The 14,354-nt window shown below is 72.3% G+C and carries 13 protein-coding genes; 11 read left to right on the top strand and 2 right to left on the bottom strand.

Annotated elements, in window-relative coordinates; all coding sequences use genetic code 11:
* Positions 1–126: 126 nt before the first annotated feature.
* The 11 genes from E1288_RS39300 to E1288_RS39255 all read left to right on the top strand — a co-directional run bounded on the left by E1288_RS39300 (position 127) and on the right by E1288_RS39255 (position 11,945).
* Positions 127–1,389, top strand: a complete 1,263-nt coding sequence (locus tag E1288_RS39300) for an ATP-grasp domain-containing protein (RefSeq protein ID WP_132493757.1) — start codon at positions 127–129, stop codon at positions 1,387–1,389.
* Positions 1,386–2,180 (top strand): Rossmann-like domain-containing protein, encoded by a 795-nt coding sequence (locus E1288_RS39295; protein WP_165968495.1) that lies wholly within the window; start codon positions 1,386–1,388, stop codon positions 2,178–2,180. The genes E1288_RS39300 and E1288_RS39295 overlap by 4 nt, the downstream gene beginning before the upstream one ends.
* Positions 2,180–3,235 (top strand): PLP-dependent cysteine synthase family protein, encoded by a 1,056-nt coding sequence (locus E1288_RS39290; protein WP_132493756.1) that lies wholly within the window; start codon positions 2,180–2,182, stop codon positions 3,233–3,235. The genes E1288_RS39295 and E1288_RS39290 overlap by 1 nt, the downstream gene beginning before the upstream one ends.
* Positions 3,232–4,251, top strand: coding sequence for a dipeptide epimerase (locus tag E1288_RS39285; RefSeq protein ID WP_132493755.1), 1,020 nt, complete (start codon positions 3,232–3,234; stop codon positions 4,249–4,251). Before E1288_RS39290 ends, E1288_RS39285 begins: the two co-directional genes overlap by 4 nt.
* Entirely contained in the window at positions 4,248–5,537 is a 1,290-nt protein-coding gene (locus tag E1288_RS39280) for an MFS transporter (protein ID WP_132493754.1), read from the top strand. The genes E1288_RS39285 and E1288_RS39280 overlap by 4 nt, the downstream gene beginning before the upstream one ends.
* A complete protein-coding gene (locus tag E1288_RS39275) occupies positions 5,504–6,301 on the top strand; it encodes a class I SAM-dependent methyltransferase (RefSeq protein WP_132493753.1) in 798 nt (265 codons plus the stop codon). Before E1288_RS39280 ends, E1288_RS39275 begins: the two co-directional genes overlap by 34 nt.
* A gap of 98 nt (positions 6,302–6,399) precedes the next feature.
* Positions 6,400–7,959, top strand: coding sequence for an ABC transporter substrate-binding protein (locus tag E1288_RS39270; RefSeq protein WP_132493752.1), 1,560 nt, complete (start codon positions 6,400–6,402; stop codon positions 7,957–7,959).
* A complete protein-coding gene (locus tag E1288_RS39265) occupies positions 7,956–8,897 on the top strand; it encodes an ABC transporter permease (RefSeq protein ID WP_235884126.1) in 942 nt (313 codons plus the stop codon). Before E1288_RS39270 ends, E1288_RS39265 begins: the two co-directional genes overlap by 4 nt.
* Complete coding sequence (locus tag E1288_RS48335; RefSeq protein WP_207954806.1) at positions 8,894–9,688, top strand: ABC transporter permease; 795 nt, start codon at positions 8,894–8,896, stop codon at positions 9,686–9,688. Before E1288_RS39265 ends, E1288_RS48335 begins: the two co-directional genes overlap by 4 nt.
* Before the next feature lie 5 nt (positions 9,689–9,693).
* A complete protein-coding gene (locus tag E1288_RS39260; RefSeq protein WP_235884127.1) occupies positions 9,694–11,292 on the top strand; it encodes an ABC transporter ATP-binding protein in 1,599 nt (532 codons plus the stop codon).
* A complete protein-coding gene (locus tag E1288_RS39255; RefSeq protein WP_093269962.1) occupies positions 11,289–11,945 on the top strand; it encodes a TetR/AcrR family transcriptional regulator in 657 nt (218 codons plus the stop codon). Before E1288_RS39260 ends, E1288_RS39255 begins: the two co-directional genes overlap by 4 nt.
* Positions 11,946–11,956: 11 nt before the next feature.
* On the opposite strand, the gene E1288_RS39250 is transcribed toward E1288_RS39255, so the two are convergent.
* Positions 11,957–12,694 carry a haloacid dehalogenase type II gene (locus tag E1288_RS39250; protein ID WP_132493750.1) on the bottom strand — a complete coding sequence of 246 codons (738 nt, stop codon included), beginning with the start codon at positions 12,692–12,694 and terminating at the stop codon, positions 11,957–11,959.
* 131 nt (positions 12,695–12,825) lie between these two features.
* Entirely contained in the window at positions 12,826–13,950 is a 1,125-nt protein-coding gene (locus E1288_RS39245; protein ID WP_132493749.1) for a carboxylate-amine ligase, read from the bottom strand.
* Between the last annotated feature and the right edge of the window lie 404 nt (positions 13,951–14,354).

Below are 14,354 nucleotides of genomic sequence, written 5' to 3'. Positions count from 1 at the left end.
CCTCCAAAGGTCCCAACCCCAACCCCAACCAAGACCCCCCAACATCACACCCCCAGGCGAATTGCTCATCCTACTGAAAACGATTATCATCACCGACCGTCGACAAGGCGTCCGAAGGGAGACGGAGTGGGCCACCTGCTGTTGGTGGAAAGCTGGGTCGGTGCGATGAGCACGTTGCTGCCGAGGAGCATCAGGGAGGGCGGCAACCGGTTCAGCTTCGTGACCCGCGACCTCCAGCACTACCTCCGAGCCAGATCGGCCCCCGGGCCGCATCCGCTGCTGGGCGCGGACAATCTGCTCACCGTCGAGACCAACGACGTGCCGGACCTGCTGGACCGCTTGGAGCGCCTGCAGCCGGTCCTCGGCTTCGACGGCGTGCTGACCTCCTGCGACTACTACCTGCCAGCGGCCGCGAAAGCCGCCGAGCGGCTGGGACTTCCGGGAGCACCACCGGACGCCGTCGAGCGGGCCTGTTCGAAGGACCTCACCCGCAAGGCCCTGCGCGAAGCCGGTGTCCCGGGCCCGGCGTTCGCCCTCGCTGAGACGGCCTCCGGTCTGGAAGAAGCCGCGGAAGCACTGGGATATCCCCTGGTCATCAAGCCGGTCGACCTGTGCGCGGGCATGTTCGTGCGCAGGGTCGACGGGCCGGACCAGCTGCGCGAGGCGCACAACGAGCTGCTGGAGTTCCCGGTTAACGCGCGCGGTCAGCGGCGCAATCCCGTTGTGCTGCTGGAGGAGCTGCTCACGGGCCCCGAGGTGAGCGTGGAGACGGTGACGTTCCGGGGCGAGACCACGGTCGTCGGGGTGACGGACAAGAGCGTCGCCGGGCAGCCCTGGTTCGTCGAGTCCGGACACATGTTCCCGGCGGCGCTGGACGCCGCGACGGAGGAGGCCGTGGCGGAAACCGCGGTCGCCGCCGTCGAGGCGCTCGGGCTGGACAACGTCGTCGGGCACACCGAGGTCAAGCTCACCCCGCAGGGCCCGCGAGTGGTGGAGGTGAACCCGCGCCCGGCGGGCAACCAGATCACCGAGCTCATCCGGCGGGTGACCGGCATCGACCTGGCCGCCGTCTACGCCCAGATCGCGCTGGGGGAGAAGCCGGACCTGCACCGCGTCGACACCGGAGCGGCGAGCGCGGCGATCTCGTTCCTGCTCCCGCCTCGGGAGGGGACGATCGCGGAGATCGGCGGGGTTGCGGAGCTGGCGGCCGATCCGGCGGTGGTCGACTGGGTCGTCAAGGACCCCGGGCACCGGGCCGGCGTCGCCACCAGCAACAACAACTACCTCGGGCACGTGATGGTCACCAGCGCCGACAGCGGGGCGGCGCGCGCCCGCGCCGAGTCGTTGGTCGCCGGGCTGGACGTGCGCTACGCGGAGGCGGGGAAGTGACGCCGCATTCGGTGGCGGACCTGACCGAGCAGGTCCTGAGTGGACGTTTCGGCGCGGACGAAGCGCAGGTCAGCGTCGGGTTCCTGACCAAGCAGGGCGTGCGGCACGCGGACCGGGCGCAGTCGTACCGGAACCACGTGCTGAGCCTGCGGGTCGAGGACGCGGTGGGCTCCTGCGCGGTGGAACCGGGGGAGGTGTCCGAAGAGGTCGTCCTCGGCTGCGTCGGGACACCCGTCCGCGACCTGCTGCGGAGCCCGCTAGCCGCGGTGCGCATCGCGGCTCTGGACGCCTACCTGCAGTGGCTGCGCCCGCACCACGACCACGCGGAGGAAGTCGCCGTCGGGCGGGGCAACTCACTGCAGAAGTCGTTGCACCGCGCCGAATCCGTGGTGGACCTGCTGCCCCGGAGCCGGCGGGTGCTGGTCGTCGGCGTCGTCAACTCGCTGCTGCACCACCTCCGCGAGCGCGGGACCGGCTACGTCGCGTGCGACTTCAAGGGCGGCGAGACCGAGTGGGGCGAGCCGATCGCGACCGATGCCGTCGCGGCGCTGGACGGCTGCGATGCCGTGCTGGCGTCCGGCATGGTCGTCGGCAACGGCACGTTCCAGCCGCTGCTCGACCACGCCAGGGCCACGGGCAAGCCGCTGGTCATGTTCGCCCAGTCCGCGAGCGGCATCCTGCCGTGCTTCCTGGGCGGTGGGGTCACCGCAGTCTCGGCGGAGCCTTATCCCTTCTTCTGGCTCGACGGCGGCCCCAGCACCCTCTACCGCTACCGCACGGAGGTGCGCTGATGTGGGGAAATCCCGATCTGCTCGGTCTGCTCCGGGACACCCCGCTGGCGCGGGTGAGCGCGCCGCTGCCGCATCGGCAGCCGGGGTTCTGGGCGAAGCTGGAATGCCTGAGCGCGGGCGGGATGAAAGCCCGCGCGGCGGTCTCGATGCTCACCGGGGCCCGGCGCCGCGGCGAGTTGCGACCGGGCGCGGCGGTGGTCGAGTCGACCAGCGGGACGCTCGGCGTGGGCCTGGCCTTCGCCGGGCAGGCGTTGGGGCATCCGGTGGTGCTGGTCGTGGACAGCGAGCTCGAACCGGCCATGCGGGCGCTGCTCCGGGCGCACGGCGCGTGCCTCGAAGTGGTCGACCGGCCGCATCCCGCCGGTGGTTGGCAGCAGGCCCGGCTGGACCGGGTGCAGCAGGTCCTCCGCGAGCGGCCGGATGCGTTCTGGCCCGATCAGTACAACAACCCGGACAACCCGGCCGGCTACGAGGCGCTGGGGGAGGAGATCGCCCGCCAGATCGACCAGGTGGACGTGCTGGTGTGCAGCGTCGGCACCGGCGGGCACAGCGCCGGCACGATCCGCGCGATCCGGCGCCGGTGGCCGCACGTGCGGTTGATCGGCGTGGACACCGTCGGCTCGACGATCTTCGGGCAGCCGGCCCGGCCCCGCGTGATGCGCGGGCTGGGCAGCAGCATCCACCCGCGCAATGTCGCATATGGACAGTTCGACGAGGTGCACTGGGTGGGGCCCGGCGAGGCGGTGCAGGCCTGCCGCACGCTGGCCCGGCACGCGTTCATCACCGGCGGCTGGAGCACCGGAGCGGTGGCGCTGGTGTCGGCGTGGGCGGCGCGGGTCGAGCCGAGCGCGCAGGTGGTGACCGTCTTCCCGGACGGACCGCACCGCTACCTCGGCACGATCTTCGACGACGACTACTGCCGTGCGCGGGGCCTGCTGGCCGGGCCGACGGCGTCCCGGCCGGTGGAGATCGCGCATCCCGCGGTGGAGGCGACGGGGTGGACGAGGTGCCGGCTCGTGTCGGATCCGCTGCTGGCGATGGAGGTTCCGGCATGAGGCTGAGCTGGGCGGTGCGGGGCCTCGCGCTGCGCGAGCCGTTCCGCATCTCGCGATCGGTGATGTCCGAGCGGGATGCGGTCGTGGTGGAGATCGAGCACGACGGCGCCGTCGGCCGCGGCGAGGTCGTCACCAGCACGTACTACGGCTTGACGGTCGAGCGCATCGAGACGGAGCTGGCGGCCGCCCGGGAAGCGCTGGCGGGGGAGCGCGATCCTGGCCGGATCCCGGTGTTCAGCGCGTCGCCCGGCGTGTCGTCGGCATTGGATTCGGCCGTGCACGACCTCGTCGCGACGCTCCGCGGCGTGCCGGTCTTCGAGCTGCTGGGCACGGCGCACTGGCAGCCCGTCCCGACGGCTTACACGATCGGCATCATGCCCGTGGAGCGCGCCGTGCGGACGGCGCGCGAGCTCACCGGCCGGGGCTTCACGGTGCTCAAGGTGAAGCTCGGGGCGGGGGACGAGCGGCAGGAACTCGCGCGCCTGGCGGCGATTCGCGAGGCCGCGCCGGGCGCCCGCCTGCTGCTGGACCCCAACGGCGCGTGGGAGCCGGAGCAGGCGGTCCGGCTGCTCAAGGCGGTCGCGGAGTTCGGGGTCGACGCGGTCGAGCAGCCGATCAAGCCGGGCACGCCGGACCTGCTCGCCGAGGTGGCCGCCCGGTCGCCGGTGCCGGTCATCGCCGATGAGGACGCTGCCACCGCGGCCGATGTGCGGGCCCTGGGCCCGCGGGTGCACGGGGTCAACGTGAAACTGCCGAAGTGCGGCGGAATCCGGGCCGCTCGGGAGATCATCGGCCTCGCCCACGGCAACGGCGTGGACGTGATGCTGGGGTGCTTGGTTTCGAGTTCGCTCGGCATCGCCCCGGCCGTGCACCTCGCCGGCTTCGCCCGCTGGGTCGATCTCGACGGCCACCTGCTGCTGGCGCACGACCCGTGGACCGGGATCGGCGGCGACGACGGGGTGCTGCGGATCGCCGGCGATCGCGGATTGGGGGTGCGCCCGGTGGTGTCGTTATGAAGACGTGGCGGCTGATCCGGGGTTTCCCGCCTGCCGTGCAGGTGCTGCTGGTCAACCAGCTCGGCGTCAACGCCGGTTTCTACCTGCTGGTCCCGTACCTGGCGGGATACCTCGCCCACGACCTGGGCATGTCGGCGGTGCTGGTCGGGGTCGTCCTCGGCGTGCGCAACCTCAGCCAGCAGGGCCTGTTCCTGCTGGGCGGTTCGGCGGCGGACCGGCTGGGCGCGCGGGGCGTCATCGTCGCCGGATGCGCGCTGCGCGCGGTGGGCTTCGGCCTGTTCGCCCTCGGCACGTCGTTCTCGGTGCTGCTGCTGGCATCTGTGCTCAGCGGGCTGGCCGGAGCGTTATTCAACCCGGCCGTGCGTGCCTACCTCTCGCGGGAGGCGGGCGACCGGGGCGCCGAGGCCTTCTCGCTGTTCAACATCTTCGCCAACGCCGGGGCCTTGCTGGGGCCGTTGCTGGGAAGCGTGCTGATGGTGGTCGGCTTCCGGCTGTCCGCGGTGGCCGCCGCGGTGGTCTTCGCGCTGCTGACTGTCGCGCAGGTGGCGGTCCTGCCGGTCCGCCGCGTGGAGCGGCCCGCGACGTCGGTGCTGGCGGACTGGCGGGGCGTGTTGACCGATCGCCGGTTCCTGGCCTTCACCGGGGCGCTGACCGGGATGTTCGCGCTGCAGAACCAGCTCTACCTGGTGCTGCCGATGCAGGCCGAGCGGCTCACCGGGTCCGCGGCCGCCGTGGCGGTGATCTTCCTGGTCTCCACGGCTGCGACGCTGGCGTTGCAGGTGCGGATCACCGAGCTGGCCCAGCGCCGGTGGAGCCGCGGCCGGGCCATCGGGATCGGGCTGGGGCTGATGGGCGCGGGCTTCGTCGCCACCGCGATCGCCGCGGCCGCGGTCCCGGCGACGCCTCCGGCGGGCGCGGGGGACACGTTCGCCCGGCTGGCGCCGGTGCTGATCACGGCGTTGTTCCTGGCGGTCGGCGTGATGCTCGCGCAGCCGTTCGTCTACGAGCTGATCCCGTCGTTCGGCGGGCGCGAGCTCGCCGGTACCTACTTCGGCGTCTTCTACCTGATTTCCGGTGTCGCGGCGGCCGCGGGCAACGCGCTGATCGGCTGGCTGACCGACCTCTCCGGTGACGAGTGGTCGTGGCTGCCCTCGGCGCTGTGCGTCCTCATCGGAGGGTGTTCGGCGCTCGCGGTGCTCGTGCTGGATCGCCGCGGCGGCATCGGACCGGACCAGAGAACGGGAGATTCGCAGTGCGCCCCAACATCGTCAGCGCCAACTTCCTGACCGACAACCCGGCCATCTACGAGCAGCGGTTCCCGGATCCCGAGCACCTCGCGGCCCGCTTCGTCGACGACCTGGTGCACCGCTTCGGATCGGGTCGGCGGCTGCTGGACGTGGGCTGCGGCACCGGCCGCGACGCCCGCTGCTGGACCGCGCTCGGCTACCGCGTCACGGGCCTGGACTGCTCGCCGCAGATGGTGTCGCACGCGCAGGAGCACTGCCCGGAGGCGGACTTCGTGGTCGCCGACATGCGGTCGTTCGGGCCCCTGCCGGCGGAATTCGACGTCATCACCTGCCTGGACAGCGCTTTCCTGTACTGCCACGGCAACGACGACGTCGACGCCTTCCTGCGGCGCTGCCACGAACACCTGCGGCCGGGCGGCCTGCTGATCGCCGAGATGCGCAACGGCGCGTTCTTCCTGGGCAACACCGAGCTGCTCGACGGGGTGCGGGAGCAGGTGGTTGCCTGGGAACGGGTGGAGTACCGGTCGCGCACGCGGCTGTGGATCGACCACGCGGAGCAGCTCCTGCGCCGGGAACGGCACTGGGACTGGCCGGGCCGCGCCGAGCCGCTGATCCAGCGCTCGGCATGGCGGCTGCTGTTCCCGCAGGAAATCCGGTATTTCGCGGCGCGGCACGGGTTTTCGGTCGTCGCGCTGTTCGACGAGCCCGGGCCGCGTGCCGAGACGCCGTGGCGGCGCGATGCGGCGCTGTCCACCCGGCTCAGCGGCGACCGGCTGCACGTGGTGCTGCGCCGCAACGAGTGAGGCGCGCCTCGCGGCCGCCCCTTGGCGAAGTAGATGAAAATCATTATCGTTGTCGATAGTCTTGGTTCGGGACGCCTTCGAATGGAGAAAACCCCAGCATGCAACACGAATCCAGGCTCGTTCGCGGGCTGAGCCGGCGCGGTTTCCTGGGCCTGACGGCGGCGGGTGCCGCCGCGGCGCTGTCCGGCTGCGCCGGTGGGACCGGTGCCACCGCGGTCGGGCCGCCCCGCCCCGGCGGGCGGTTACGCGCGGCGTTCTCCGGCGGCGGCGCGGCCGAGGTGCTCGACCCGCACGAAACGGACCTCTACATCGAGATCGCCCGCGCCAAGGCGCTGTTCGACAAGCTCGCCGACTACGGCTCGGACATGTCCCCGCAGCCCCGGCTGGCGGAGCGCTGGGAGCCCAGCCAGGACCTGCTCACCTGGCGGATCACCTTGCGGCGGGCGGCCTTCCACGACGGTCGACCGGTGCGCCCGGCCGACGTGCTGGCCAGCTTCGCGCGGATCGTGGAGCCGGGCAGCAGCCGCCGGGCCAAGGCCAGCCTGCAGGTGATCGACCTGCCCGGCAGCCGCGAGCTCGACGACCGCACCGTCGAGTTCCGCCTCAAGCGGCCCTACGCGGAGTTCCCCAACGCGCTCGCCACGCTGGGCGCCTACATCGTCCCGGAGGGCACGCGGGACTTCGACCGGCCGGTGGGTTCCGGACCGTTCCGCTTCGTCTCCTTCCAGCCCGGCCGCAACTTCGTCGCGGCCCGCAACCCCGACTACTGGGACGGTGCGCCGCACCTGGACGAGCTGGAGATCGTCGTGACCAACGACGAGGCGGCGCGGGTCAACGCACTGCTGGGCGGGCAGGTCGAGTACGCCCACGACCTGACGCCGACCAGCGCCCGCACGCACGAGAACGCCGGCCGGGTGCAGGTGCACCGGCTGCCGCTGAGCAACTTCCACGGGCTGGTCCTGAAGACCGACCGGCCGCCGTTCGACCGGCCCGAGCTGCGCCAGGCGATGTTCCACCTGGTGAACCGGGACGAGCTGGTCAGGTCGGTGCTGCAGGGCTCCGGGCAGCTCGGCAACGACCTCTACGGCAAGGGCTACCGCTACTACGCCGACGCGCTGCCGCAGCGCGCCCAGGACCTCGACCGGGCCCGCGCCCTGATCAAGCAGGCCGGCGCGGAAGGCCTCGCGATCGACTTCGACACCTCCGACGCCTCGACCGGGCTGAAGGAGGCGGCGCTGGCCATCGCCGACCAGGCCAGGCAGGCCGGGCTGAACCTCAACGTCCGGCTGGGCAACAAGGACACCTACTGGTCCGACATCGCCAAGAACGGGGTGCTCGCCAGCTACCGGTCCGGCGCGATGCCGCTCGAATCGCACATCTCGCAGCGCCTGCTGACGACCTCGACGACCAACAACACCAAGTGGCAGCGCCCGGACTTCGACGCGCTCTACCACGAGGCGCAGTCCACAGCGGACGATGCCCGCCGCGAGCAGCTGTACTTCCAGATGCAGGACCAGCTGCACCGCGAGGGCGGTTTCCTCTGGTGGGGCGTGTCGGACTGGATCGTCGCGTCGGCGCCGAACGTGGGCGGCATCGACGACCGGGCCCCGGCCAACACGCTGGAGTGGGCCCGCTACGACAAGGTGTGGCTGGCGTGATCCGCTACGTCCTCCGGCGGGTGCTGCTCGGCGTGGTGCAGGTCGTCCTGGTGATGGCCGCGGTGTTCTTCCTGACAGAGGCCCTGCCGGGCGATGCGGCCGTCACGATCGCTGGGGACGACCCGGACCCGGCGATCATCGCGCTGCTGCGCGAACAGCTCGGCCTGAACGAGCCCGCGTGGCAGCGCCTCGGCGGGTGGCTGCTCGGCGCGCTGCACGGCGATTTCGGCCAGTCGCTGGTCGGACCGCGGGCGGTGGCCGACATCATCGGCGCGGCGCTGGGGCCGACGCTGCTGCTGGCCGGACTGACCCTCGTGCTGCTCGTGCCGCTGTCGGTGGCGCTGGGCATGCTCGCCGCGCACCGCGAAGGCGGCTGGATGGACCGGGTCGTCACCAGCGGCACGCTCGGCCTGTACTCGGCGCCGGAGTTCGCGATGGGCGTGCTGGTGGTGACCGTGTTCGCGGTGCAACTGGGCTGGTTCCCGCCCACCGCGGTCGGATCCGGTTCTCTGCTGGGCGATCCGGCGGTGCTGGTCCTGCCGGTCTTCGTGCTGCTGCTGCGCCCGATCTGCTCGCTGAGCAGGCTGGTGCGCGCGGGCATGATCGACGCGCAGCGGGCCGAGTACGTCCGCCACGTCCGCAGGCTCGGGATCTCGCCGGCCCGCGCCCGCTTCGCGCACGCGCTGCCCAACGCCATCGCTCCCGCGGTGCAGCAGCTGGCCCGGACCGCGGACTGGCTGATCGGCGGCGTGATCGTGATCGAGGCGATCTTCGTCGTCCCCGGCCTGGGCACGACGCTGGTCGAGGCGGTCTCGGCGCGGGACCTGCCGGTGATCCAGGGTCTGGCGGTGGTGCTCGCCGGCACCACGGTGCTGGTCAACCTGGCGGCGGACATCGCGGCCCGTGGCCTGGCGCCGGCCTCGGAGGTGGGCCGGTGAACAAGTACTTGCTGCCCGCCGCGCTGGTGGGCGTGCCGGTCCTGCTGGCTTTGTTCGGGCCGCTGTTCGCCACCGGCGACACGGCCAAGGACGTGGCCTTCGCGCTCGGCGGCGGTCATTGGTTCGGGACCGACTTCCTCGGCCGGGACGTGTGGAACGAGGTGCTGCTGGGCGGCCGGTCGCTGGTGCTGACCGCCGCGACCGCGACGGCCTGCACCTACCTGCTGGCGGTCCCGCTGGGACTGGCGGCGGGCATGACGAAGAGCCGCCTGCTCGACGAGGCGCTGATGCGGCCGCTGGACCTGGTGCTGGCGATCCCGTCGATGCTGATGCTGTTGCTGCTCGCCTCGATCGCCCCCGACGCCCCATGGGTGCTGATCGGGATCGTCGCGCTGATCAACCTGCCGGACGTGGTGCGGATCAGCCGCGCGTCGGCGCTTTCGCTGGCCAGCGGGCCCGCGGTGGAGGCGATGCGCCTGCAGGGCGAGAGCCGGCTGCGCATCGGCGTCGGCTACGTGGCCCGTGCGATGCGCCGGACGCTCGCCGCGGACCTGGGCACCCGCTTCACCGGGGCGATCTACCTGGTCGCGTCGGCGAGCTTCCTGGGCGTCGGGATCTCGCCGGGCGCCAGCGACTGGGCGGCGATGGTCGACCGCAACCGGACCGGCCTGTTCATCCAGCCGTGGGCGGTGGCGCTGCCCGCACTGCTGATCGTGCTGCTGTCGGTGGGCGTGAACCTGGCGTTCGACCGGTGGCTGCGCGCTCGTCCGACCGCTCTGGAGGCACGTTGACCGTCGTGGAAGTCCGCAACCTCACCGTCGCCGCCGGCGGCCGCGAGATCGTCTCCGGGGTGTCGTTCGCCCTGGCGGCGGGCGAGGTGACCGCGCTGGTCGGCGAGTCCGGCAGCGGGAAGACCACCACGGCCCTGGCGCTGCTCGGCGAACGGCCCGCCGGGGCGAGCGTCACGGGCTCGGTGGAAGTCGCCGGTGTCGCGGTGGATGCCGACCGCCCGCCGGAACCCGGCCTCGTCGGCTACATCCCGCAGCATCCGTCGGCGGCGCTGAATCCGGTTCGCCGCATCGGTTCGGTGCTGCACGAGATCGCGCGCCTGCACGTCCGCGCCGGCACCCGCGCGGAGCGCAGGCGGCTGGTGCGGGCGCGGGTGCTCGAAGCTCTCCGCCAGGCGCAGCTGCCGGACGGAGATGAGCTGCTGCGGCGATACCCGCACCAGCTTTCCGGCGGGCAGCAGCAACGCGTCGTGCTGGCGCACGAGCTCGTCGGCCGCCCGCGCGTCGTGGTCGCCGACGAACCGACCACCGGCCAGGACGCGGTGACCCGCGCCCGGCTGGTCGGGGAGTTGAGAGCCGTTGCGGCGCAGGGCATCGCGGTCCTGCTGCTGACCCACGACCTGGACCTGGTGCGCGAGCTGGCGCACCGGGTGCTGGTCATGAACGGTGGCGGCATCGTCGAATCCGGCTCGCGCCGGGAGGTCCTCGGTTCTCCCCGGCACGATTACACGAAGCGCCTGATCGCCGCGCAACCCGGGCGCACCGCCGAGCCCGGCTGTACCGGAGGAGGGCGACCGCTGGTGACCGTGAGCGCGGTGACGGCGGGACACGGCCGAGTGGACACGCTGCGCGAGGTGACGCTGGACATCCGCGCGGGCGACAAGCTGGCGGTGGTGGGGCGCTCGGGCAGCGGCAAGACCACGCTCGCGCGCTGCATCGCGGGCCTGCACCCGCACCGCCTCGGCGAGATCCGCTTGGACGAAGACCTGCTGTCGCCGCGGCTGCGCAGGCGCACCCGGGACCAGCTCGCCCGGATCCAGTACGTGTTCCAGGACGCGCGGGCGTCGTTCAACGAGTTCGTCCCGGTCCTCGACCAGGTCGCCCGGACCGCCGAAAGGCTGCGCGGCGCAACGAGTTCGGCGGCGCGCGCCGAGGCGATCGAGGGCCTCGCCCGCCTCGGCGTGGCGGAGTCCGGCGCGGCGCGGCTGCCGCGTTCCCTGTCGGGCGGCGAACTCCAGCGCGCGGCCCTGGTCCGCGCCCTGCTCAGCGGGCCGGAGCTGCTGATCTGCGACGAGATCACCTCGGGTCTCGACGCGCTGACCCAGGCCGAGCTGCTCGGCCTGCTCAACGGGGTGCACCGGGACACGGGCACGGCGCTGGTGGTGATCACCCACGACCTGGCGGTGGCGACGAGCCTCGCCGACCGGCTCCTGATCATGCACGAGGGGGAGATCGCGGAGCAGGGCGAGACCGAGGCGGTCCTCGCGGCCCCGAAGCACGCGGCCACGAGGGAACTCCTCGACGCTGCGATGCAGAGCCGGGCGCCGCTGGGCGGGGTCCATTCGAATGAACCCGCGAGTTCAGCGAGGGGTAGCATGTCGGTGTGAGCGGAGCGGGCACAACGGCGGCGTCGGGACGCAGCGCCTCACGCGGTCGCATCGACAAGCGCCAGGCGATCCTGGACGCGGCAATGCGGGTTTTCGCCCGCGAGGGATACGCCCAGGCCGGGGTGGACGCGATCGCGGCGGAGGCCGGCGTCGCCAAGCCCACCGTCTACAACCACTTCGGCGACAAGGAGAACCTGTTCCGGCAGGCGATCGCCGCCGACGCGGACCGGGCCCTCGCGCGGAACATGGAGGTCGTCGACCAGCTGCGCAGCGAGGGCGACCTGCGGCCGATGCTGGAAGAGGTCGGCTTCCGCCTGCTCCAGTGCCACTGCGACGACCGCTCCTGGGCGCTGCGCCGGTTGCTCTACGCCGAGCTGGGCAGGTTCCCCGACCTGATCGACATAGTCCGGGGCCGCGCGTCGGACCGCGTCACCGAAGCGCTCGCCGACCGGCTCGCCCGGCTCGCGCTGGCGGGCCGCCTGCGCGCGTGCGACCCGGCCGAGGCCGCCGAGCAGTTCGCGGCGCTGCTGACCGGCCCGATGGAAGCGCGGGCCCGCCTGGGCACCCGCCAGGTGCCTGACGACGAGCTCCGGACCGTGGCGGCGGCCGCCGTCCGCACCTTCCTGCAGGCCTTCGCGCCGGAAGCGGACTAGGCCCGCAGGACTCAGGTCGCGTGGTCGCGCAGCTGCGTCGCCAGGTCCCGGATGTCGCGGGCGATGACGTCCCAGGCGTCGGTGGCGTGCAGGTCCGTCTGCTGGGTGGGGCCGTACTCCTGCGGCCGCGCCACGAACGCCGTCCGGAACCCGACGCTGCGGGCCGCCGCCAGGTCCGAGTTGTGCGCCGCGCACAGCATGACCCGGTTCGGCGGCAGGTCGAGCAGCCGGGCCGCGCCGAGGTAGGCGTTCGGGTCCGGCTTGTAGGCGCGGATCACGTCGGAGCCGATGATGACGTCCCAGAGCAGCCCGGCATGCTTGGCCATGTTGGTCAGCAGCGCGACGTGCCCGTTGGACAGCGGGCCGATGATGAAGTGCCGCTTGAGCTCGGCCAGCCCGGGCACGCTGTCGGGCCAGCCGTCGAGCCGGTGCCAGGCCCGGTTGAGCCACTCCAGGTCGGCCGGCTCGATCCGGTCGACGGGCAGGCCCATCTCCTCCGCCGTCGCGATCAGGTTCTCCCGGTGCAGCTCGTCGAGGTTGACGAACTCCCTGGTGCCGTTGCGGATGGGCTCCATCGAAGGCTGGTAGCGCGCCCGCCACCGGAGCGCGAACTCGGCGGCGTCGACCTCGACGCCGCACCGGGACGCGATCGCCGCCACGGCGTCGGTCACGCCGGACCGCCAGTCGACCACGGTGCCGAAGGTGTCGAAGAGAACGGCGTCCACGATCCGCTGCGGAGCTGCGGCCATCGCTGGACCTCCCTTTGTCGGGTGGCGCTTCGGGGGCCGAGCCTAGCAAGGCGGTGGGGCGAAATGTAGATCAACTCGGTGAGATCTGCTCAACAGCACGGTTAATCCAAAAATCCAATGTGGACGTTCCATCAGGTGGGCGGGGTAGCGCCGGTCTGCTCGGCGAGCAGGTCGATGACGTCGGCGATGTCCTGCCGGCGGGCGTGCGCCAAGCGCTGGCGGTGGGCCCCGCTGCCGTGGCGCAGCAGCCGGTCGAGGGCGCCGGTCACCAACTGCGTGTCGCCGCTGGCGTCCAGCGCGGGCAGGGCCGTCTTGACCAACTCGTCCAGCAGCGAGCGCGCGGGCACGAGTTCCCCGGTGTCGTCGAGCCCCTGGCCCTCCAGGCCGTCGTGCGCGGCGCGCCACAGCGCGAGGCGGAGCCGCTCGTCGGGCAGCTCCGGCGCGGGACGGTCCTCGGCGACGTCCTGCAGCGCCACCGCGGCCAGCGCGCGCACCAGGAGCGCCAGCAGCAGCGCTTCTTCCGCCGTGCCGGCCGCGTCCGCCACCCGGATCTCCAATGTGGACAGATGCGGCGCCGGCCGGACGAGCCAGTAGACCATGGCGCGGTCGAGCGCGGCGCCGCTGGCCAGTAGCAGGTCGACGGCGCGCTGGTAGGACGCCGGGTCCCGGTGCACCGGCGGTGGTCCGGCCGATGGCAGCCGGGACCAGACGATCGTCCGCCAACTGGCGTGCCCGGTGTCCCGGCCGTCGCAGAACGGGGAGTTCGCGGTGAGCGCGAGCAGCGCGGGCAGGTGCGGGCGCAGGTGGTTGGACACGGCCAGGCTGGTGGCCAGGTCGGGCATGCCGACGTGGACGTGGCAACCGGTGGTGGCGTGCGAGTCCAGCAGCAGCCCGAACCGGTCGCCGATGCGCCGGTACCGGGGTTTGTCGGTGATCGGGACGGGATCGGGCATGCCGAGCGGGGAGTAGCCGGTGGAGACCATTCGGAGGTTGCGCCGGCCCGCCGCGGCGACGAGGCTGCGCCGGGCCGAGATCAGGTGGTCGTGCGCCTCGGCCGCGGTGCGGCACACGGGAGTGTTGGCCTCCAGCTGGAAACGGGCGAACTCCGCCGCGAAGTCGCCGGTGACATCGCTTCCGGTCGCCGGGACCTCGCGCAGGACGTCGGCGGCTCGCGGCGTCGGCCGGCCGGTGCCGGGATCCAGGACCAGGAACTCCTCTTCGATCCCGAACGTCGGGTGCGGCGAGCCGCGATCCATCGAACGCCCCCTTCCGGCTCGGTGGTCCTCGCGAACCGGAGCCAGTTTCGGGCCCGCGGCTGGGTTTGTCACTCGCCCGGAAGTCGTTCGACGGCCCGGATTCACCCCTTCGGCGCCGAGCCATCAAGGTGGTTTCCGCCGTGACCGCGCGGCGCTGCAGCAGGTCACGGCGGTCCATTGTGGATGGTTCCAGGCCGGCCCGGTGCGAGTCGGGGTTCAGCACCGGGCCGGGGACTTCTGGAGGCCCGGGGAGAGCTCGCCCGCCAGTCGATCTCTCCGTGGCCCGTCGATGATCGAAGTATGGGGAACCAGCCGCGCGCATTTCAAGCAATTTAAGCAATTCTCCGGATTTCCAACCCGAACGGCCCAGTTGATCACGTCGGTGGATCACCCGGTTCGGCTGT

It is taken from the genome of Saccharopolyspora elongata (genome assembly GCF_004348985.1).
Classification (GTDB): Bacteria; Actinomycetota; Actinomycetes; order Mycobacteriales; family Pseudonocardiaceae; genus Saccharopolyspora; species Saccharopolyspora elongata.
This window is presented reverse-complemented; position numbering and strand designations above follow the sequence as displayed.

Bases quoted from the DNA above. Each gene is read 5' to 3' on its own strand.
- E1288_RS39290 (WP_132493756.1), top strand. From the start codon at position 2,180: ATGTGGGGAAATCCCGATCTGCTCGGTCTGCTCCGGGACACCCCGCTG.
- E1288_RS39285 (WP_132493755.1), top strand. From the start codon at position 3,232: ATGAGGCTGAGCTGGGCGGTGCGGGGCCTCGCGCTGCGCGAGCCGTTC.
- E1288_RS39280 (WP_132493754.1), top strand. From the start codon at position 4,248: ATGAAGACGTGGCGGCTGATCCGGGGTTTCCCGCCTGCCGTGCAGGTG.
- E1288_RS39270 (WP_132493752.1), top strand. From the start codon at position 6,400: ATGCAACACGAATCCAGGCTCGTTCGCGGGCTGAGCCGGCGCGGTTTC.
- E1288_RS39250 (WP_132493750.1), bottom strand. From the start codon at position 12,694: ATGGCCGCAGCTCCGCAGCGGATCGTGGACGCCGTTCTCTTCGACACC.
- E1288_RS39245 (WP_132493749.1), bottom strand. From the start codon at position 13,950: ATGGATCGCGGCTCGCCGCACCCGACGTTCGGGATCGAAGAGGAGTTC.